The sequence below is a fragment of the Pseudomonas fluorescens genome, assembly GCF_040448305.1.
GTDB classification, from domain to species: Bacteria; Pseudomonadota; Gammaproteobacteria; order Pseudomonadales; family Pseudomonadaceae; genus Aquipseudomonas; species Aquipseudomonas fluorescens_BH.
Window position 1 is genome coordinate 5,743,298 of sequence record NZ_CP148752.1, and the last position, 19,925, is coordinate 5,763,222.

At 59.9% G+C, this 19,925-nt stretch carries 22 protein-coding genes, 2 pseudogenes and 1 riboswitch; of the genes and pseudogenes, 10 read left to right on the forward strand and 14 right to left on the reverse strand.

Features of this window, described 5'->3' with window-relative positions; genetic code table 11:
* Positions 1-18: 18 nt before the first annotated feature.
* The 3 genes from WHX55_RS26090 to WHX55_RS26100 all read right to left on the reverse strand — a co-directional run bounded on the left by WHX55_RS26090 (position 19) and on the right by WHX55_RS26100 (position 4,732).
* Positions 19-1,920 carry a DUF1302 domain-containing protein gene (locus WHX55_RS26090; RefSeq protein WP_151213821.1) on the reverse strand — a complete coding sequence of 634 codons (1,902 nt, stop codon included), beginning with the start codon at positions 1,918-1,920 and terminating at the stop codon, positions 19-21.
* Positions 1,921-2,258: 338 nt separating this feature from the next.
* Positions 2,259-3,941 carry a fatty acid--CoA ligase gene (locus WHX55_RS26095; protein ID WP_150727988.1) on the reverse strand — a complete coding sequence of 561 codons (1,683 nt, stop codon included), beginning with the start codon at positions 3,939-3,941 and terminating at the stop codon, positions 2,259-2,261.
* Between the two features lie 161 nt (positions 3,942-4,102).
* Positions 4,103-4,732, reverse strand: coding sequence for a LysE family transporter (locus tag WHX55_RS26100; RefSeq protein ID WP_046041894.1), 630 nt, complete (start codon positions 4,730-4,732; stop codon positions 4,103-4,105).
* 91 nt (positions 4,733-4,823) lie between these two features.
* Here WHX55_RS26100 and WHX55_RS26105 point away from each other — a divergent pair, with 91 nt between their 5' ends.
* From WHX55_RS26105 to WHX55_RS26115, 3 genes are all read left to right on the forward strand, one after another.
* Positions 4,824-5,789: a 2-hydroxyacid dehydrogenase gene (locus WHX55_RS26105; RefSeq protein ID WP_353741571.1), complete on the forward strand. Its 966-nt coding sequence runs from the start codon at positions 4,824-4,826 to the stop codon at positions 5,787-5,789.
* 33 nt (positions 5,790-5,822) lie between these two features.
* Positions 5,823-6,821, forward strand: coding sequence for a class I SAM-dependent methyltransferase (locus WHX55_RS26110; protein WP_008045980.1), 999 nt, complete (start codon positions 5,823-5,825; stop codon positions 6,819-6,821).
* A gap of 51 nt (positions 6,822-6,872) precedes the next feature.
* A riboswitch (yybP-ykoY riboswitch) is annotated at positions 6,873-6,995 on the forward strand.
* A gap of 90 nt (positions 6,996-7,085) precedes the next feature.
* Positions 7,086-7,670, forward strand: a complete 585-nt coding sequence (locus WHX55_RS26115; protein WP_150756216.1) for a TMEM165/GDT1 family protein — start codon at positions 7,086-7,088, stop codon at positions 7,668-7,670.
* 131 nt (positions 7,671-7,801) lie between these two features.
* Here the strand turns inward: WHX55_RS26115 and WHX55_RS26120 are convergent, their stop codons facing one another.
* The gene (locus WHX55_RS26120; protein ID WP_353741572.1) at positions 7,802-8,617 is read right to left on the reverse strand and encodes a M48 family metallopeptidase; all 816 of its coding nucleotides are present in this window, start codon (positions 8,615-8,617) and stop codon (positions 7,802-7,804) included.
* Positions 8,618-8,856: 239 nt separating this feature from the next.
* Here WHX55_RS26120 and WHX55_RS26125 point away from each other — a divergent pair.
* Positions 8,857-8,973, forward strand: a pseudogene (locus WHX55_RS26125) (hypothetical protein); the annotation flags it as partial.
* 100 nt (positions 8,974-9,073) lie between these two features.
* Here the strand turns inward: WHX55_RS26125 and WHX55_RS26130 are convergent.
* From WHX55_RS26130 to WHX55_RS26140, 3 genes are read right to left on the reverse strand one after another with little or no spacing between them, the layout of a single operon-like run.
* Positions 9,074-9,697 carry an SOS response-associated peptidase gene (locus WHX55_RS26130; RefSeq protein ID WP_150756218.1) on the reverse strand — a complete coding sequence of 208 codons (624 nt, stop codon included), beginning with the start codon at positions 9,695-9,697 and terminating at the stop codon, positions 9,074-9,076.
* Positions 9,698-9,732: 35 nt separating this feature from the next.
* On the reverse strand, positions 9,733-9,993 hold the full coding sequence (locus tag WHX55_RS26135) for a DUF2007 domain-containing protein (RefSeq protein ID WP_057713336.1): 261 nt from the start codon (positions 9,991-9,993) through the stop codon (positions 9,733-9,735).
* Between the two features lie 9 nt (positions 9,994-10,002).
* On the reverse strand, positions 10,003-10,185 hold the full coding sequence (locus tag WHX55_RS26140; RefSeq protein ID WP_053159662.1) for a CPXCG motif-containing cysteine-rich protein: 183 nt from the start codon (positions 10,183-10,185) through the stop codon (positions 10,003-10,005).
* A 139-nt stretch (positions 10,186-10,324) separates the two neighbouring features.
* Here WHX55_RS26140 and WHX55_RS26145 point away from each other — a divergent pair, with 139 nt between their 5' ends.
* The gene (locus WHX55_RS26145; RefSeq protein ID WP_150727993.1) at positions 10,325-11,491 is read left to right on the forward strand and encodes a 1-acyl-sn-glycerol-3-phosphate acyltransferase; all 1,167 of its coding nucleotides are present in this window, start codon (positions 10,325-10,327) and stop codon (positions 11,489-11,491) included.
* Between the two features lie 80 nt (positions 11,492-11,571).
* Here the strand turns inward: WHX55_RS26145 and WHX55_RS26150 are convergent, their stop codons facing one another.
* Complete coding sequence (locus WHX55_RS26150) at positions 11,572-11,850, reverse strand: hypothetical protein (RefSeq protein WP_056726254.1); 279 nt, start codon at positions 11,848-11,850, stop codon at positions 11,572-11,574.
* 190 nt (positions 11,851-12,040) lie between these two features.
* Here WHX55_RS26150 and WHX55_RS26155 point away from each other — a divergent pair, with 190 nt between their 5' ends.
* Entirely contained in the window at positions 12,041-12,247 is a 207-nt protein-coding gene (locus tag WHX55_RS26155) for a hypothetical protein (protein WP_085724026.1), read from the forward strand.
* A 14-nt stretch (positions 12,248-12,261) separates the two neighbouring features.
* On the opposite strand, the pseudogene WHX55_RS26160 reads toward WHX55_RS26155, so the two are convergent.
* Positions 12,262-12,372, reverse strand: a pseudogene (locus tag WHX55_RS26160) (outer membrane lipoprotein carrier protein LolA); the annotation flags it as partial.
* On the reverse strand, positions 12,372-12,956 hold the full coding sequence (locus tag WHX55_RS26165; protein ID WP_057713333.1) for a YajG family lipoprotein: 585 nt from the start codon (positions 12,954-12,956) through the stop codon (positions 12,372-12,374). The gene WHX55_RS26165 and the pseudogene WHX55_RS26160, both read right to left, overlap by 1 nt.
* Positions 12,957-13,160: 204 nt before the next feature.
* Here WHX55_RS26165 and WHX55_RS26170 point away from each other — a divergent pair, with 204 nt between their 5' ends.
* A complete protein-coding gene (locus tag WHX55_RS26170) occupies positions 13,161-13,400 on the forward strand; it encodes a hypothetical protein (protein ID WP_150756219.1) in 240 nt (79 codons plus the stop codon).
* Positions 13,401-14,138: 738 nt separating this feature from the next.
* The gene (mqo, locus tag WHX55_RS26175; RefSeq protein ID WP_150727996.1) at positions 14,139-15,647 is read left to right on the forward strand and encodes a malate dehydrogenase (quinone); all 1,509 of its coding nucleotides are present in this window, start codon (positions 14,139-14,141) and stop codon (positions 15,645-15,647) included.
* A 66-nt stretch (positions 15,648-15,713) separates the two neighbouring features.
* Here mqo and WHX55_RS26180 read toward each other — a convergent pair whose 3' ends face one another.
* The 4 genes from WHX55_RS26180 to WHX55_RS26195 all read right to left on the reverse strand — a co-directional run bounded on the left by WHX55_RS26180 (position 15,714) and on the right by WHX55_RS26195 (position 17,769).
* Entirely contained in the window at positions 15,714-16,001 is a 288-nt protein-coding gene (locus tag WHX55_RS26180) for a PA4642 family protein (RefSeq protein WP_353741573.1), read from the reverse strand.
* Between the two features lie 63 nt (positions 16,002-16,064).
* On the reverse strand, positions 16,065-16,550 hold the full coding sequence (locus WHX55_RS26185) for a hypothetical protein (protein ID WP_150759007.1): 486 nt from the start codon (positions 16,548-16,550) through the stop codon (positions 16,065-16,067).
* 184 nt (positions 16,551-16,734) lie between these two features.
* Positions 16,735-17,208: a WbuC family cupin fold metalloprotein gene (locus tag WHX55_RS26190; protein ID WP_151213816.1), complete on the reverse strand. Its 474-nt coding sequence runs from the start codon at positions 17,206-17,208 to the stop codon at positions 16,735-16,737.
* Between the two features lie 3 nt (positions 17,209-17,211).
* Positions 17,212-17,769, reverse strand: coding sequence for a hypoxanthine-guanine phosphoribosyltransferase (locus WHX55_RS26195; protein ID WP_150728000.1), 558 nt, complete (start codon positions 17,767-17,769; stop codon positions 17,212-17,214).
* Between the two features lie 165 nt (positions 17,770-17,934).
* Between WHX55_RS26195 and upp the strand changes: the two genes are divergently transcribed.
* Both upp and WHX55_RS26205 read left to right on the forward strand, forming a co-directional pair.
* Positions 17,935-18,573, forward strand: coding sequence for a uracil phosphoribosyltransferase (upp, locus tag WHX55_RS26200; protein WP_102671705.1), 639 nt, complete (start codon positions 17,935-17,937; stop codon positions 18,571-18,573).
* A gap of 2 nt (positions 18,574-18,575) precedes the next feature.
* On the forward strand, positions 18,576-19,850 hold the full coding sequence (locus tag WHX55_RS26205; protein WP_150728001.1) for a uracil-xanthine permease family protein: 1,275 nt from the start codon (positions 18,576-18,578) through the stop codon (positions 19,848-19,850).
* Positions 19,851-19,925 lie beyond the last annotated feature (75 nt).

The following is a 19,925-nucleotide window of genomic DNA, read 5'->3' on the forward strand; positions in this document are numbered from 1 at the left end:
GTCCTGAAAATACTGTGCTTAGAAGTTCACGCCGAGGCTGAGCGCAACGAAGTCGCGGTCATCCACGGTGGTGTACTTGCCGTCGAAGAAGTTGGTGTACGCCAGGCTCGCGGTATAGGTGTTCTGGTACTCGGCGTCGACACCCAGGCTCACTGCCTTGCGGCCTTCCTCGAAGTTGCCGCCAGGGCCAGGGGAGTAACCGCTCACGTCATGGGACCAGGCAACGTTCGGTTTGAGGTTCACACCGGCAAACACGTCGTTGTATTCCCAGATGGCGCGACCGCGGTAACCCCACGAAGTCGCGGTGGTGAAACCTTCGTCGTCGCAGTTGCGGCTGCGGTTGTTGGTCGGCGTACCCGGGCCGGCACCGTTGATGGTGCTAGTGTTGAGCGCCACGCAGGTATCGAGCGCGCCAGAGGCTGGCAACTCACCCGGGCCGTAGACCGGATCGCGGCCATAACGAACGTCGGAAGTGCTTTCCAGGCCGCCAACGTGGGTCACGCCCACTTCACCCACCAGGGTCAGACGGCTGGCGCCCATGACCTGGTCGAAGAAGTGCGTCAGGGTGGTCTGGAACTGGGTGATTTCCTTGCGACGATACCCGTGCAGGTCCTGACCCGGCACGCCGGTAAGCAGCGATGCATTGGTCAACGGGTTGTTCGGGTTGTTGTTGCCTATAGGACGGACACCGGAGAACAGGATGTCCGTGGAGTTGAGCTGCACCGGAGCGTTCGGACGGTAGCTGATCTCACCGCTCCACGCCGTACCGGTAGGCAGGGTGGTGGAGAAGCTCAGACCGTAGAGGCGGATGTCTTCCGGGTACTCGATGAAGTACTGCGAATTACCCGCCACCAGCAATGGCGCCAGCGCGGCGAACGGGCCTGGAAGCCCCGCTGCTGTGTTGTAGACCGATTGCGGCGCACCGGTGGCGCTGAAGATCGGCGCACGACTGTGGTAATTCATGAAGTAGGCGCCGAACTCGGTGTCCAGCGGATCGAACATGTACTTGAAGGACGCACCCCACTGACCGCTGTCCCGGGCATCGCGATCCGGGCCGCGACGAACCAGAACACCTTCCTCGTTGACGTCAACGCCGTTGGCGGCCAAAGGCCCCAGGGCAATCGCCGGAATTTGCGAGCGTTTGTTCAGTACACGCAGGTTGTTGTCGCAGCCATCGGCAACGATGTCTGGCTGAGAGAAGAACGTGCCGCAGTTGTCGACGACAGTCTGGTCCCATTCAATTTGGTAAAACGCTTCGGCCGACAGGTTTTCGGTCAGGCTCTGGGACACATAGAACATGTTGACCGGGATCAGGCCTTCCTTGATCTCGGCACCCGGACGACGGAACGCGGACACGTCGATCGGGTTGATCGAGTTGATGCCACCACCGATGAAGGTACTTTCACCCCAGCTCACGACCTGCTTGCCCAGTCGCACGGAGCCTGGCTGATCGGCAATGGCGTAGTTGTGGTAGACGAAGGCGTCGAGGATCTGGCCGCCGGCAGACTTGGCGCCCTCCTTGCGGCCCTCGTCGCTGATGTCCTTGAACGGACGGCTTTCGTCCTTCAGTTCAAAGTCGTACCAGTATTTGCCACGGACGAAAACACCGGTATCGCCGTATTTCAGTTCAAGGTCATGGATGCCCTTGAAGATCTTCGAGAAGGTTTCCCCGCTCTTGAAGTTCAGGTGACCGTCATCAGAAGTCTGGGACAGACCCTTGCCGCCGTTGTTGACACCGATGAGGTTCTTGTTGGCACTTTCGGTAGACCAACTGGCACCGATCGACAGGGATGAGTCGAACTGACCTTCGATTTCACCGACGTTGAAACTGACGCCGAATGCTGGCCCGGCGAGCGTAGAGGCAAGACTGACAGCCAGGGGCAGTTTCGCCCGGCGCCAGAACTGGTTAACTGATGTCATCGACGCTACTCCATGTGCATTTTATTTTTATGGCAAGAGCACTTCTAAAAACGCTGTGGATAACCGGGAGCCATGGCATCCCAAAGTCATTCCAAAGTTGCATCGCCCCGGTTTGTGCGGTTGCCCCGTTCTTAAAAATCCTTGAGCGGACTATAGCCAGCAGGTAGTAGCGCTTGATCCCTCTAAAGTGTGATTTGCAGTTGCCAGCCACTCTGGAACAGTCCTTTCGCCAGTCCGACACCCGTCGGCACGGCAAGGATGGCTGAAAATTTCGATTTGACAAGCCAAGCGCTTGCTTGGTGGGGCTGGCGTGCCCTTTCGGGCACGCCGGGAGGCGCTTAAAGCGTCGAGAGGAAGGTGCTGTTGGTGGCTTGCCATTCGGTGATGTCGACGCGAATGCGCTTCTTGTCGAGTTTGCCGACGCTGGTCTTGGGAATTTCAGTAACAAGGGCGATCTGGCTCGGAATCGCCCACTTGCTCAAGTGCCCCAGTTCCACAAACGGCTTGAGGTGTTCCTTGAGTTCCCGCGCCCCGATTGCATGACCCTCACGGAGCACCAGCAGGGCAAACGGCCGCTCGCCCCACTGCGGATCGGGGATCCCCACCACTGCTACTTCACGTACCGCCGCATGACGGCTGATCAGGTCTTCCAGGTCCAGGGAGGAGATCCACTCGCCACCGGTCTTGATCACGTCCTTGATCCGGTCACGAATGTCGATCACGCCCATGCTGTCCAGGGTCGCCACGTCACCGGTGTGCAGCCAGCCGCCGGCCCAGAGCTCGGCGCCCTTCTGCGGCTCGTTGAAATAGCCCTCGGTCAGCCACGGTGCGCGCAACACCAACTCGCCCTGGGTCTCGCCGTCGGCGGGCAGGAAGTTGCCCTCGGTGTCGACGATCGCCGCCTCCACCAGTGGCCCAGGCACGCCGGCCTTGATCCGGTAAGTGGTGCGTTCGTCTTCGGTACCGGCCATCAATTCGTCGTTGAGGTGCGCGCACGACACCAGCGGCCCGGTTTCCGACATGCCGTAAGCGGCGGTCAACTGAATGCCTTTGGCCTTGGCCGCCTCGTACAACGAGCGGTTCAGGGCGCTGCCGCCGATGACGATTTTCCAGCCGCCGAAGTCGACGTCCTGCGCGGCCTTGGCATTGAGGACCATCTGCAAAATGGTCGGTACGCAATGGGAGAACGTGACCTTCTCCTTGCGCCACAACTCCACCAGGTACTCCGGGTCATAGCGGCCGGGATACACCTGCTTGAGTCCGAGCATGGTCGCCACATACGGCAAGCCCCAGGCGTGCACGTGGAACATCGGGGTGATCGGCATGTACACGTCGTTGGTGCCCAGCAGGCGCACGCTATCGATCGCGCCCATGATGGTCGACACGCCCATGGTGTGCAGCACCAGTTGCCGATGGGTGAAGTACACGCCCTTGGGGTTGCCGGTGGTACCGGTGGTATAGAACGTGGTCGCGACCGAGTTTTCGTCGAAGTCCTCGAAGTCGTACTGCGGGCTCGCCGCGGCCAGCAGCTGTTCGTACTCGCCGACGAGGTTCGGCAGGTCCGCGGTTTTTTCCGGCAGGTCAGTCAGCAGCAGGGTTTTGTCGACCGTGGTCAGTTGCCCCTCGATGGCCTTGTAGAGACCGACGAACTCGCTGTTGACCAGCACAAAGCGGTCCTCGGCGTGGTTCATGGTGTAGAGGATCTGTTCCGGCGACAGGCGCACGTTGATGGTGTGGATCACCGCGCCGATCATCGGGATGGCGAACATGCATTCCAGGTAGCGATGGCTGTCCCAGTCCATCACACCCACGGCATCCCCGGGCTTGACCCCGGCCGCAGTCAGCACGTTGGCCAGGCGGGCCACCCGTTCGATCAGGGTCGGGTAGCTATAGCGCAACTTGTCGCGGTAGATGATCTCGCGGGTTTTCTCATAACGGGCACCGGACATCAGCAGGCGTTTGATCAACAGCGGGTACTGGTAAGCGCCTTCGGCCGGGGGGATAACGCGAGTCTGCAACATAATAATCCCTTTAATCTGACTGCACGGTCGTGACTGAAAGTACGCACTGTAGTGCCCTTGAACGCCAGCCAAATCAGCCAAAGGAATGATTTGCAGAACCCTGCAGATGCTAGCGTTGCGCCACTATCCGCAGGGATTCTCTGTCTGTAGTGACTACGGAATCAATGCATCTCGGTAAACGCCAGCTTCACGCCAATCGCAATCAGCACCGCGCCCATGGTCCGGTCGAACCAGTGACCCATGCGGGCGAAACCGGCGCGTACGCGCTGCTGGCTGAACAGCATCGCCACCAGGCAGAACCAGCCCGCTGTCGCCGCCGCCAGGTAAACCCCGTAACCGGCTTGCACCGCCAGTGGCGTGTGCGGGTTGATGACCACGGTGAACAGCGAGAGGAAGAACAGCGTGGCTTTCGGGTTGAGACCGTTGGTGACAAAACCCGAGGTGAAGGCACCACGGGCAGTGCGCTCGCCGGCTTCCTTGTGCAGATCGTCCGCCACAGGCTTGGCCGGTTGCGCGCGCAGCGCCTTGTAACCGATGTACAGCAGGTAAGCGGCGGCAGCCCATTTCAAGGCATTGAACAACACGATCGACTGGGACACGATCAGGCCGATACCCAATAGCGAGTAACCCACGTGCAGGAAAATCGCCGTACCCACACCCAGCGCGGTCCAGGTGCCCGCGCGGCGACCGTGGGTAACACTCTCGCGCACCACCACGGCAAAGTCCGGGCCGGGGCTGGCCACGGCCAGCAGGTGAATCAGGGCAACGGTCAAGAACTCTGTCCAGTACATGGGGGCTCCTTCAGGCCAAGCGTAACTATTTATTTCATCTGGTAGGCTCGGCAGATTACGCCTTCAGTTCATTGCACAAAAGGTACAGTTGATGACGAACACTCGCCGCGCCGTATTCCTCGACCACCCGTCCCTGGACCTCGGCGACCTTGACCTCAACCCGCTGCGCAGTTGTTTCAGCGATTTGCAGCTGTTCGCCCAGACCTTGCCCGATCAAGTCATCGAACACCTCAAGGGCGCCACCGTCGCCATCAGTAACAAGATCCTGATCGATGCCGCCGCCATGGCCGCCAGCCCTGATCTCAAGCTGATCCTGATCACAGCCACCGGCACCAACAATGTCGACCTCGCCGCCGCCCGCGCCCATGGGATTACCGTGTGTAACTGCCAGGGTTACGGCACACCGTCGGTGGCGCAGCACACGATCATGCTGCTGCTCAACCTGGCCACGCGCCTGGCCGATTATCAAAAAGCCGTCGGCGAAGGCCGCTGGCAGCAGGCCAGACAGTTCTGTTTGCTGGATTACCCGATCGTCGAACTCGAAGGCAAAACCCTTGGCCTGCTCGGTCATGGCGAATTGGGCGGCGCGGTCGCACGGTTGGCTGAAGCCTTCGGTATGCGTGTTCTGCTGGGGCAAATTCCCGGACGCCCTGCCCGGCCGGACCGCCTGCCGCTGGATGAACTGTTACCGCAAATCGACGCACTGACTCTGCACTGCCCGCTCAACGAGCACACTCGCCACTTCATCGGCGCCCGTGAACTGGCCGCGATGAAACCCGGCGCGTTCGTGGTCAACACCGCACGCGGTGGATTGATTGATGAACAGGCGCTGGCCGACGCCTTGCGCAACGGGCATCTGGGCGGCGCCGCCACTGACGTGCTGAGCGTCGAGCCTCCCGTCAACGGCAATCCGCTGCTGGCCCACGACATCCCGCGCCTGATCGTTACCCCGCACAACGCCTGGGGCAGCCGCGAAGCGCGCCAGCGAATCGTTGGCCAAGTGACCGAAAACGCACTGGAATACTTCAGCGGTAAGGCGCTGCGAGTCGTCAGTTGATAAACTGCGGCACTTTTTTCCACGGGAGCAGTTATGGATCCGCGCAGTGAAGTACTGCTTCGTCAGGCCGAGTTATTCCAGGGTTCGGTGTTGTTGGCCGGTTTGCCCGCCGACGACTTGCTGGGCCGCTTGCCCGAAGCTCATGGCTGGTGCTGGCACGCCGGCGATCAGGCCGCGCTGGACGCCCGCTTCGCCGAGCGCAGCCATTTTGGCGTGAATGCGCCCGAGCGCGAGTTCGATACAGCGGTGGTCTTTCTGCCCAAGGCCAAGGACCTGACCGACTACATCCTCAACGCCCTCGCCTCGCGGCTGGCCGGCCGCGAGCTGTACCTGGTCGGCGAGAAAAAAAGCGGCATCGAAGGTGCCGCCAAACAACTCAACCCCTTCGGCAAGCCACGCAAACTCGACAGCGCGCGGCACTGCCAGCTCTGGCTGGTCACCGTGGCCAACGCGCCTGAAGCCAAACCGCTGGAAAGCCTGGCGCAGACCTACGAACTGCCGCTGGCCGAAGGCCCGTTGAAGGTCATCAGCCTGCCGGGGGTGTTCAGCCATGGTCGCCTGGATCGCGGCAGTGCGCTGCTGCTGGAGCATCTGGACAAACTGCCTAGCGGTCACTTGCTCGATTTCGGTTGCGGTGCAGGGGTTCTGGGGGCGGCAGTGAAACGTCGTTACCCGCACAACCAGGTCACGTTGCTGGATGTGGATGCCTTTGCCGCTGCCAGCAGTCGTCTGACCCTGGCGGCCAATGGACTGGAAGCCGAGGTGATTACCGGTGACGGCATCGATGCCGCGCCAATGGGCTTGAGTGCGATCCTGAGCAATCCGCCGTTCCATGTCGGTGTGCACACCGACTATTTCGCAACGGAGAACTTGCTGCGAAAAGCGGCAAAACATCTGAAAAACGGTGGCGAACTTCGCTTGGTAGCGAACAGCTTCCTGAAGTATCAACCGCTGATCGAAGAGCACCTTGGCGTGTGTGCGATCAAGGCCGAAGGACAGGGTTTCCGAATCTACCGGGCCAAACGCGGTTGAACTTCTTTTGAAAAAGAAGGCTTGCCGAATGGGTTTTGCCTAGGCAGAATCCGCCCCGTCCTAGGGGAGTAGTCTCCCACGAGCGCCACGCTCGTCCGGCATGCGTCAACATACTTGGTCCTCAGACCATGGCGCATGCGACCCAAGCATCCACATCAGATGGATCGCAGGGTTTGACAAGACCTATGACACGAACACCTTACCCGGGGCGGGAAGGCTGTACGTGTCATAGCCGTGTCGACCCGCCCCTTAGGAAAACCCCTGATGCTGGATTCACTACTCGTACCTACCGCAATCGTTGCCTTGGCCGAAATCGGCGACAAGACGCAACTGCTCGCGCTCATTCTCGCTGCCCGTTTCCGTAAGCCCTGGCCGATCATCGCCGGTATCGTCGCCGCGACCCTGGCCAACCACGCGGCCGCCGGTGCGGTAGGCGCCTGGGTCGGGAGTTTCTTCTCGGATACGATGCTGCACTGGATCCTCGCCGCGAGCTTCGCCGCCACGGCGCTGTGGACCCTGGTCCCGGACAAGATGGATGACGACGAGGCCAGCACCGCCCGCAAGTTCGGGCCGTTCCTGACCACGTTGATCGCGTTCTTCCTGGCGGAAATCGGCGACAAGACGCAGATCGCTACCGTGATGCTGGCTGCGCAGTATCCGGAGCTGTGGCTGGTGATTATCGGCACCACCCTCGGCATGCTGATTGCCAACGTGCCCGTGGTATTGGCCGGTAACTTTGCCGCGGACAAATTGCCATTGACCCTGATCCGTCGACTGGCGGCGTCGGCGTTCTTCGTCCTGGCGATTGTCGCGGTGTACAAGGCGATGCAGAGCAGCGGGTGGATTTGACGGTTTAGGTCGACAGACCAAGTTATCGTTCATCGCGAGCAAGCTCGCTCCCACAGGTTCGGCGTCGAGCACAAAACCAATGTGGGAGCGGGCTTGCTCGCGAAGAGGCCAGTAGCCTCAGCACATGACTATCAGGACTTCCTGGCCTGCTCATACAAAGGCATGACCTTCGGAATCGCTGCCTGCAACGCCGCAATACGGCTCGACGACGCCGGGTGAGTGCTCATGAACTCAGGTGGCGAACCTTCCGAAGCCTTGCTCATCTTGTTCCACAAGGTGATCGCGGCATTCGGGTTGTAACCGGCGCGGGCGGCCAGTTCCAGGCCGATCAGGTCCGCCTCGTTTTCATTGGCGCGGCTGTTGGGCAAGGTCATGCCGTAGTTGGCCACGGTATCGGCCAGGGCCATGCTGTCCTGCCCCAATCCGAGCAAAGCACCGGCGCCCTGCTTGGCCATTTCGATGCCGTAAGCCTTGGACATCGCTTCACGACCGTGCTCGCGCAGGGCGTGGGCGATTTCATGACCCATGATCGCGGCGATTTCATCGTCGGTCAGCTTCAGGCTGTCGATCAGCCCGGTGTAAAAGATGATCTTGCCGCCAGGGCCGCAGTTGGCGTTGAGCTCATCGCTCTTGATCAGGTTGACTTCCCACTTCCACTGGGCCGCGTCCGGACGGAAGTTCGGCGCCTGGGCAATCAGCCGGTCGGCAATCGCCTGAACCCGCCGGGCTTCATTGCTGGTCTTGTCCAGCACACCTTTGCTGGACGCCTCGCCCACTGTCTTCTGATAGGACTGGGCGTACATCTGGTCGACCTCTTGCGCCGACAACATGCTGAACATGTACTGCTTGCGCTCCACACCCACGGCACCGCCACTGGTGGTATTGACCGACTGACAACCACTGAGCAGCACTGCGCCCAGTGCACTGACAACCAAAATCTTGTTCATCAAAAAACTCCCTGAAAACATGCCGCGTATCCTAGGCGTGGAAATGTAACGACGCCAGATACAATGGACGTAAGACGCACAATTCGGACAAAGCTCTCATCGCCGTAGAAAAAATTCACATACGGCGACAACCCGCTGCCCATCACACCGCGCATTGATTCAATTACGACATCAGGCACGCAAAAACAGTCATTTCAACTGCCCGCGCTCATGCCCGCCCACTCAAGCAGATGGCCGAGATCGATCAGGTGACCAATGAAGTGGCCGGTGGTGCGGATGAGTCGAGTGCGGCCAGTGCGGACTTGACCAAGTTGGCGGAACAGCAGCGGCGATTGATCAATCAGTTCAGGGTTTAACCTTATCGCGAGCAGGCTCGCTCCCACAGGGGATTTGTGTACACCACAGATCCAATGTGGGAGCGAGCCTGCTCGCGAAGGGGCCAGAACTGGCGCCGAATTAACCCGGGGTCAAACACTCCGGCCCATTGAGCTTCGGATCATTCACCATGTTGGCCAGGACCCGCTCGCGCAATGCGGCAGGCTCACTGGCCAGCAATGCTTGCAAAACGTGCAATGGCGTTTCGGGATCCAGCCACGCGGCCTGCCCCGCCTCATCAAGAATCAACGGCCGCCGCTGGCTTGCCGCCGGTTGGGTAATCACGGCGGTACTCAGCCACACCTGCTCCTGTACCGGATACGCCTCCCAGATCGCCGCAAAAAATAATGACGAGCCCTCCCCCGGTGTCAGCCAGTACGGGCGCTTGCGCGTCGTGCCGCGCCATTCGTAGAAACCATTGGCCGGCAACAGGCAACGGCGCTCGCGCAAGGCCTGGCGGAACATCGGTTGTTCGGCAACGGTTTCGGCGCGGGCGTGGGCCGGGGTGCGGGACAGATCGGTCAGCCAGGGTGGCGTCAGGCCCCAGCGGGCGCGGGCCAGTGTGCGCTGGCCGTCAGGTTCGGCCCGCAGCATCAACACCGAATCATTGGGGGAAATGTTCCACTGCGCCTGCTGGTCGGCAGGAAAACCGGGCAGCGCCGCGAAGGCGGGGTTCCAGCGAAACAGGGCATAACGTCCACACATGGGGCAACACGGCTCTTGATCAAACGAACGCCAGCCTAACAGACCAGCGTGCCGGGAAAGCTGTCCGGTTCATCGCCGGACAGCGGCAGCGCGGCATTGTACGCGGTGATCAGCTCGCGGGCGTATTCGGCCTGGTCGTTATCCACTGCCAAACCCAGCAAACCGAAAATCGGCAACTCACCGGTGGCTCCCACCAGATCGCGTCCCACCAGATGCGCCTCGATGCCCTCGCTGGCGAGCATGCCTTGCAGCAACTCGCCTTCCATCAGGTTTTCCGGATCGTAGATGCGCTGCATACACGCTCCTCACTCGTTTTCGCTGAACACTTCGAGATGCCATTCCTCTTCATGAACCTGCAACACGAAGGTTATCGGCCGGCAGCACACCTGACAGTCTTCAATATAGGTCTGATCGCCACCGGACAAATCCAGCGTCGTCTCGACTTCCTCACCACAATACGGACATTCATATTGCGCAGTTTCCAGCATCGCGGTCTCCCAGGTGACTTGTGCGTATAATCGCCGGTCTATTTGCAGGGCTATTTTTGTCTGGCTACTTTTTCAGACCGTACCCCGCCGGTTTTCAATCAAAACCTTTACTTACCCTAGCCGTTTCTAACAAGAGAGCATGATGGGCGAATTCGATGCCATCCGACCTTACGACGACAGTGAAGTCCCCGCAGTGCTGGCACGACTGCTCGGCGACAAGGCGTTTCTAGATATCCTCACCCACTTCCGCTTCCCGCGCTTCGCCGGCGCTTTAGGCTGGGCACTCAAACCTCTTATAGCCCATCGGTTGCGCCGTGAGTTTGCCGGCATTACCTCGGTGGCCACGTTACAGGACAAAGTCGAGCATTACGTCGACCATACCATCGAGCGCGCCACCGACGGTGTTACCTATACCGGGGTGGAGCAATTCAAGTCCGGCAGCGCCTACCTGTTCATCGCCAACCACCGCGACATCGTGATGGATCCGGCCTTCGTCAACTATGCCGTGTACCACGCCGGCCTGCCGACACCGCGCATCGCCATTGGTGACAACCTGCTGCAAAAGCCTTTCGTCAGCGACCTGATGCGCCTGAACAAGAGCTTCATCGTGCACCGCTCGATCAGCGGACGCCGGGAAAAAATGGCGGCTTATCAACTGTTGTCGGCGTACATCAACCATTCGATCCGCAACGATTGCGCCTCGATCTGGATCGCCCAGGCCGAAGGCCGCGCCAAGGACGGTGACGACCGTACCGAATCGGCGATCCTCAAGATGTTCCACATGAGCCGCAAGGACGAGCCGTTCGGCGAAGTCATACAGTCGCTGAACCTGACCCCGGTGTCGATCAGCTACGAGTACGACCCGTGCGATCAGGCCAAGGCCCGCGAGCTTTACATCCGCGCCACCAGCGGCAGCTACACCAAGGTGCCGGGCGAGGATGACGTGAGCATCGCCAAGGGCATCACCGGCTACAAGGGCCGGGTGCATGTGAACTTTGCCGCGCCGATCACCGAACTGTTCGACGACACCAAGCAATTGGCGGTCGAGATGGACAGGCAAATCCTCAGCGGATACCGCTTGTTCCCGGTGCACTACCTGGCTTATGCACAGTGGAAGGACGCCGACCCGCAGTTGCAGGTGCCGAAAGCGGCCGAGGTGTTCCCGGCCGACGAGCTGGCCAAGGCCCAGGAAGAATGGCAACGCCGCCTGGATGCCTGCCCTGAAGAGCATCGTCCATTCCTGGTGCTGCAATATGCGACGCCGGTGCGCAATCAGTACCGCGTGAAGGCAGGGTTGCCGCTGTAAGCGGTTTCGGCCAGATGTGAAAACGGCGCCCTCGAGGCGCCGCTTTTGTATCTGTTCACCACATAACCTGTGGCGAGACTTCAGACTTGCGTGCTGATCCACGACACCAGCAGCGCCATCCCCATGCAGGCAAAGCCGAAGATGTAGAAAAACCGGTTCATGCGCAAGGTCGCCCAGTCCAGTGTGGGCTCTGCGTTGGGGCTGCTCTGGCGCTGCGCCTGCAAACTGGCCATCGCGCGCAGTTCACGACGACGGGTGGCGTGCAGCAACCAGCCGCCCGGGAAGGCAAAGAGCAAGGCCAGCAGATTGATCAATTTGGCGGGATGGGCGGTAAACAGCGTCATCAAGTGCAGCGACATCACAAACCTCAGGTAAATCAGGTGGCAGGTGCCGGGCCGGCGACCGCGGCGCGGATTCTACCGAAAGCCTGCGCGCCTGCCCTCTGTTTCCGACAAATAACGAAGCTTTTGATCAAAGGCTGTCCTGAGTCACGGCTTCGTCATCTGTATCGGCGACCATACGCGCCTCGAAACCGACAGGGACCACGTCATGCTCCACGCCGAAAACCAGGATCGTCTTTACCTCATCACCCCCAGCGAAGAACAACAAGCCCTCGTCGGCAGTCTCGCCTTCAATGTTCAGGACCGCCATTGGCTGGTGTATTGCGCACTCGGTGGCCACCAGCATGCGGATTTACCGGAGACGGATTTGCTGACGGGCGTGAGCGTGCTGGATTTTTACTCGCAAGCCGCCTGACACCCCAGATCTCCTGTGGGAGCGAGCCTGCTCGCGATGGACTTGAAGACGCCGCGGGGTATCAGATTCCCCGCGTAATCGTTAACGACCATCGCGAGCAGGCTCGCTCCTACAGGGGCTCGCATTACTCGCCGAGAACCTGACCCACGGTCGGGTCCTTGAACAGGCGGGTCAACGCATCACTGAGCACATCGCTGACCAGCTTGGTGTTGGTTTCCTGGTTCGGCGCCATACCGAAGCGCTGATCCAGGGACGCACCATAACGGCCGCTGTAGCGACGGTTGGCGTTCTGTACATCGGAGCGGAACGTCGCGCCGATGGTCGCTTCGGTCACGTACATGCCTTCTTTAGGCGACTGATACTTCAGCTCGGCCAGGGTCACGGTGATTTGCGGTGCGTTCGCCGCATTGGCGGTCGGGGTGAAGCCCAACAGGCGCACGGCAGCTTCGGCCTGGGCCTGCAGCTTCGGCAGGATCTGCGCGCCTTGTACGGTAATCGCGCTGGTCTCCGGGTACAGGCCACCACGGGTGCCGAGGGTTGGCGACGGACGTCCGTCCACCACACGCACCACAACAGGCTGACCATGGCCGACGGGCGCCAGTTGAGCCGTCAGCTTGGGTTCCGGACTCAGTTGTTGCGGGCTGTGGGCGCAGCCAACCAGGGTCAAACTGGTCACAGTGATCAAACCGAACAACAGGCGTTGCAACATGCTCTTCTCTCCAGAATCAGGCACAAACAGGCCGGCAGTATAGCGGTGCGCCACTGCGGGTAACCAGCACCTCACAGTGTTTGATGAAATCTCTGACAACCCCCTGGCAACGCGGTTCCTGTCACACAGATGTCACCCTCCATACACTTGCACGTAATGGCCTACAGGCAACCTTCTCAGTAGTCACCCACACGGTACTTCACCATGCGCCATCTGATCTCTCTGTTCGCGCCACGCCCACTGCATCGCTGCTTCGCTCTGCTCGACCGCAACGGCCATTGCCAGGCCTTCAAGCAGTGCAGTCTCCAGCCCATGGGCGATGGCTGGGTTGAAATCGAAGAGATCCGCCTGAACTGGCTGAATCAACCGCTGCCTGCCGGCGCCCGGGTCGTTTCGCAGCAGCACCGGCCACGCTCGCGTGCACAGCAACTGATGACGACCTGACCAAACACCTAATAAAAGTCATTAAACACGACCATTTCCCTGCGTTTCTTAGATACAATCTCCCCCCGATTATAAGGACGTCTCCTGATCGGGCCTCGCAGCATCGTCAATGCGCTTGTATTGACACCCCGCACCGCCCACAGAGAGCCGCCCACACAGATCGAGTGAAGCTGGCGCGCTTGCTGTTTTGTTGAGCAAAACCTCCACTTTTCGCGAATCTGCAGAGCTGTCATTACGCTCGGTCACTGAGCTGTCTGCCCGTTTTGCCTGCCTTGTTTCCCATGGCGGCAATTTCATCCGGGCACGGTGCCAGGCTGGGACAGCCCTTTTTGAGGTTCACGTCTTCAAAAGAGCGTGAAAAAAACGGGTTTTCACAACTTCACAAGAGTGTGGCGAGCAAATGAATAGTTTTGCGTCTGAATATGCACCATTAGCGTCTACAACAGCCCAACGACACAGGACCGAGTATTCCTCGAACACCGGAGCCTGAAGCCTGTCCGCTACGGATTTGGTTGCACAAACGGATGTATCGACCATAAGTCGAATTGCCTCCCGCGCGCTGAAATGAGTTCATATGGCTCATAGGCCCGGCAGGTAGCGTCCGTCGAAGTTGCGATAAATTGCGAAGATTCGGACATGGCGATCCTGCCATGGGTACCTGGGGCAACACTGACACGCCCCGTCACTCCTGGCAGCCATGCCGACAATTTGGTGCTGCAGATTTTGGAGACGCGTTAAATGGCGCATAACGAAGCAGTCGACGTAGTACTGGTTGGGGCCGGCATCATGAGTGCCACCCTTGCAGTACTGCTCAAAGAGCTCGACCCCGCGATCAAGCTGGAAGTCGTCGAGCTGATGGATTCCGGTGCCGCGGAGAGTTCCAACCCGTGGAACAACGCCGGTACCGGTCACGCCGGGCTGTGTGAGCTCAACTACACGCCGCAGGCCGCCGATGGCGCCGTCGACATCAAGAAAGCCGTGCACATCAACACCCAGTTCGAGGTGTCGAAGCAGTTCTGGTCGTACCTGACCAAGAAAGGCACGTTCGGCTCGTGCAAATCGTTTATCAGCCCGGTGCCACACCTGAGCTTCGTGCAAGGTGACAGTGGTGTTTCCTTCCTCAAGGAGCGCTTCAAGGTACTGAGCAAGCACCACGCCTTTTCGGACATGGAATACACCGAAGACAAGGCCAAAATGGCCGAGTGGATGCCGCTGATGATGCCTGGCCGCGATCCTGGCGAAACCCTCGCCGCGACCCGCGTGATCAATGGCACCGACGTCAACTTCGGTGCCCTGACCAACCAGTTGCTCAAGCACCTGACCAGCGCACCCGATGCCCAGGTCAAGTACTGCAAGCGCGTGACCGGCCTCAAGCGCAGCAACGGCGGCTGGACCGTCAGCATCAAGGACGTCAACAGCGGCAACACCCGTGAAGTCGACGCCAAGTTCGTCTTCCTCGGCGCTGGCGGCGCGGCACTGCCGCTGCTGCAGGCTTCGGGCATCGAAGAGAGCAAAGGCTTCGGCGGCTTCCCGATCAGCGGCCAATGGCTGCGTTGCGACAACCCGGAAGTGGTCAAGCACCACCAGGCCAAGGTCTACAGCCAGGCTGCCGTAGGTTCGCCGCCAATGTCCGTGCCGCACCTGGACACCCGCGTGGTCGAAGGCAAGAAGTCCCTGCTGTTCGGACCTTATGCCGGCTTCACCACCAAGTTCCTCAAGCACGGCTCCTTCATGGACCTGCCGATGTCGGTTCGCGCCGGCAACATCGGGCCGATGCTGTCCGTGGCAAAAAACAACATGGACCTGACCAAGTACCTGGTCAGCGAAGTGATGCAGTCGATGGAGCAGCGCCTGGAGTCCCTGCGTCGCTTCTACCCTGAGGCGAAAGCTGAAGACTGGCGCCTGGAAGTGGCCGGCCAACGGGTACAGATCATCAAGAAAGACCCGAAGAAAGGCGGCGTCCTGCAATTCGGTACCGAACTTGTCGCGGCCAAGGATGGTTCCCTGGCGGCACTGCTCGGCGCTTCGCCAGGTGCCTCGGTGACCGTTTCGATCATGCTTGAGCTGATCGAAAAATGCTTCCCGAGCAAAACCAAGGGCGAATGGGCCACCAAACTGGCGGAAATTTTCCCGGCCCGGGAAAAGGTCCTGGAAACCGACGCTGCGCTGTATCGCAAGATCAACACGCAGAACAACGTTGCCCTGGAACTGGTTGAAGCCAGCAGCGAGACCGAAAGCTACGCTTGATTCGGCCTTATAAAAAACGCCCCGTTCTCACTGAGAGCGGGGCGTTTTTTTATGGCTGAAATTTACTCAGCCGCGAGCTTTTTCGATCAGCTCGATGTAATCCGGCGCGTTGCGCTGATCTTTGATCAGGGCAATGAAGTCATTGCCGTGCTCATCCTTGCCATTCACGTCGTAACCCGCTTCGACGAAGAACGTAAGGAAACGTGCGAAATCGTCGATGCGCAGGCCACGGTAGGCCTTGATCAGTTTGTGCAGGGACGGAGAAGTCGCGTCGACCGGTTCGAAATCGAGGAACAACTTGATCTGCTCATCGCCGATCTCGTCACCAATCACTTGTTTTTTATCTTTACGCATTGCCGACTCCAGCTCGCAGACATTTCACGGGGCGGGCAGTTTACCCCTGCGCGGGCTCAAGGCTCAACGCGGACGAGTACTGCCGGTGTGCAGATCGGCCCAGACATGACCATTGGCGTAACTGAGAAACTGGCAATACACCGTGTCGTTGCGCAACAAGTCGATCACCACCCGGTATTGCGTCAGCGGGTAATAGAGGGTCAGGGTTTTGCTCGGCTCGTCGTAAACCGGCTTCTTCAGGCTTTTGCTTTCACCATCGAAGTTGACCAGCACCTGACTGATGGTGGCGCCCTTGTTCAGTGATTTGCCCTTGAGCCGAATCATCAACGGCGAAGTGACCGGAATCGGCTGTTGATTGGATTGACGCTGGGCACCGACCACCACCGAATAATCGGTGACTTGCATCAGTTGCTGCTGTTCGGGGTCGGCATCGCGCAGAGTGAGATCGTCCGGCGGCAGGAATTGACTGTGCATGGGTGCCGGCGCGGCGGCCAGGGGCAGGCTGAGGGTCAGCAACAGGACGGCGCAGCTGCGGATAAAAGGGCTCATGACAGGCTCCGGAATCGGGGCCGAGCACTCTAGCATGGGCGCGCGGAGGTGGGTCTGTGAACACGAAACCCTGTGGGAGCGGCGGTGCGACGATTCGACTTGCTCGCGAAGAGGGAGTGTCAGTCAACATCACTGTAACTGATACACCGCTTTCGCGAGCAAGCCCGCTCCCACAGGTTGAAAATCAGTCGAACTGCGCGCGCATCCACGCCTGATACTCGGCAACACCGGGCTCGCCTTCGCGCGGCGCCCAATGCGCCAGCTCACCCTCACCGACCGGGCGGTAAGGACCGGCCTTGCATTCGAACATCAGGCTGTCGGCCTCCAACACCACCAATCCGTGGAACACACCGGTCGGCAGGTCCACGCCAACACAGTCGCCACCGGTCTGAAGCACAGTCTTGCTCAGCACCGCACCGGCCTCATCAAAGATCAACACGCCCAGCCGCCCCTTGAGGACCAACAGGGTTTCGGCCTTGTTGTCACCCAAATGCCGGTGAGGCGGGATATACGTGGACGGCTGCAACCCCACCGCCATGCGATGGCAAGCGTCTTTCATCTGATGGAAGTTGTGATGCTGGCGCCCACGAGGATTGACCGCGGCTTTCCCGGCCAGCTCGGCGAACAAGGTCTGATCCAGAAAGCGAGGCGTATCCATGTCTTACATTCCTTTAACGGCGAAAATCCCGTTGGCGTTACGCCAGTAGCCTTTGTAGTCCATGCCGTAACCGAAGATGTAACGATCGATGCACGGCAGGCCGACGAAATCGGCCTTCAGGTCCGGACGGGCCTTGCGGTCGTGGTCTTTGTCGATCAGCACCGCAGTATGCACTTTACGTGCGCCAGCGTGTTTGCAGAAGTCGATGATCGCGCCCAGGGTGTGACCTTCGTCGAGGATGTCGTCGATGATCAGCACGTCACGGTCGATGAAGGAAACTTCCGGCTTGGCTTTCCAGAACAGGTCGCCGCCGCTGGTTTCGTTGCGATAACGGGTGGCGTGCAGGTAAGACGCCTCCAGTGGGAAGTGCAGGTAGGTGAGCAGCTTGCCGGAGAAAATCAGCCCGCCGTTCATCACGCAGAACACCACCGGGTTGCTGTCAGCCATTTGTTCGTTGATTTGTGCACCGACGCGGGCGATGGCCGCCTCGACTTCAGCTTCGGTGTACAGGCAGTCAGCCTCTCGCATGATTTGACGGATATGCTCGAGATCAGCGGACATGGCGCTCTCCAAGGGGTGGCGGATTCAGGAAAAGCGGGCAAAGGTACGCATCCAGCGAGGCCAGATCAAGCGTTTGTGGACTAACGTACTGTATGTCTATAGGACAACACCCTCGGATAGATTAATCTAGGCCGGTTTTTTTGCCCGCCGCCGGAGCCTTTCCCCATGCCCATCCATGAGATCCGCCACCCGCTGATCCGTCATAAACTTGGCCTTATGCGCCGCGCAGACATCAGCACCAAGAATTTCCGTGAGCTCGCTCAGGAAGTCGGCGCCCTGCTGACCTATGAAGCCACCAAAGACCTGCCGCTGGAATCCTACGATATCGAAGGCTGGTGCGGCACCGTATCGGTCGAGAAAATCGCCGGCAAGAAAATCACCGTGGTGCCGATCCTGCGTGCCGGCATAGGCATGCTCGAAGGCGTGCTCAGCCTGATCCCGGGCGCCAAGGTCAGCGCCGTGGGCGTGGCCCGCAACGAGGAAACCCTCGAAGCCCATACCTACCTGGAAAAACTGGTCCCGGAAATCGACGAACGCCTGGCCATGATCATCGACCCGATGCTCGCCACCGGCGGCTCGATGGTTGCCACCATCGACCTGCTGAAAAAAGCCGGCTGCAAGGACATCCGCGCCATGGTGCTGGTCGCCGCGCCAGAAGGCATCGCTGTGGTCGAGAAAGCTCACCCGGACGTAATCATCTACACCGCATCCATTGATCAAAAACTGAACGAACATGGCTACATCATCCCTGGGCTTGGCGATGCCGGTGACAAGATCTTCGGCACCAAGCAGAAGGACGCGTGAGCATGCAGCAAGAGTTCAACGATCCGCTCTGGCGCACGGTGCTGTCGGGTGCACAGATGCTGTTCGTGGCCTTCGGCGCCCTGGTGTTGATGCCGCTGATTACCGGTCTCGACCCGAACGTGGCGCTGTTCACGGCCGGCCTGGGGACGATCCTGTTCCAGATCGTCACCGGGCGTCAGGTGCCGGTGTTCCTGGCATCGAGCTTTGCCTTCATCACCCCGATCATTCTCGCCAAGGGCCAGTTCGGCCTGGCCGCGACCATGGGCGGCGTGATGGCGGCAGGTTTCGTCTACACCTTCCTCGGCCTGGCCGTGAAGATCAAAGGCACCGGGTTCATCGACCGCCTGCTGCCGCCGGTGGTGATCGGGCCGGTGATCATTTCGATCGGCCTGGCCATGGCGCCGATTGCCGCCAACATGGCCATGGGCAAGGCCGGCGACGGCAGTGAATTGATTCATTACCAGACGGCGATGTTGATCTCGATGCCCGCGCTGCTGACCACACTGATCGTTGCGGTTTTCGGCAAGGGCATCTTCCGCCTGGTGCCGATCATCTCCGGCGTGCTGGTGGGCTTTGGCATGGCGTTCTACTTCGGCGTGGTCGACACGGCGAAGATAGCGGCGGCACCGTGGTTCGCCATCCCGCACTTCACCGCGCCGGAGTTCAACTGGCAGGCGATTTTGTTCATCGTTCCGGTGGCCTTGGCCCCGGCCATCGAACACATCGGCGGCGTGATTGCCGTGGGTAGCGTGACCGGTCGCGATTACCTGAAGAAACCCGGCCTGCACCGCACCCTGCTCGGCGATGGTATTGCCACCACGGCGGCCGGTCTGTTCGGCGGTCCGCCCAACACCACCTACGCCGAAGTGACCGGCGCGGTCATGCTGACCAAGAACTACAACCCGAAAATCATGACCTGGGCGGCGATCTTCGCCATCAGCCTGGCGTTCATCGGCAAGTTCGGCGCACTGCTGCAAAGCATTCCGGTGCCGGTGATGGGCGGGATTCTGTGCCTGCTGTTCGGTTCGATTGCGGCGGTGGGGATGAACACGCTGATCCGCCACAAGATCGATCTGGGCGAGGCGCGCAATCTGGTGATTGTGTCGGTGACCCTGGTGTTCGGGATCGGCGGCGTGCTGATCGGCACCGGCACCGGGCCGGACGACTTCGGCCTCAAGGGCATCGCGCTGTGCGCGGTGGTGGCGATTGGCTTGAACCTGATCCTGCCGGGCAATGACAGCTGGAAGCACAAGAAGGCGAATGAGCCGCTGATCTGACAGCTTGAGATATTTGCAGTCTGCAAGATAGCTATCGCGAGCAAGCTCGCTCCCACAATTCGGAATGCATTTCCC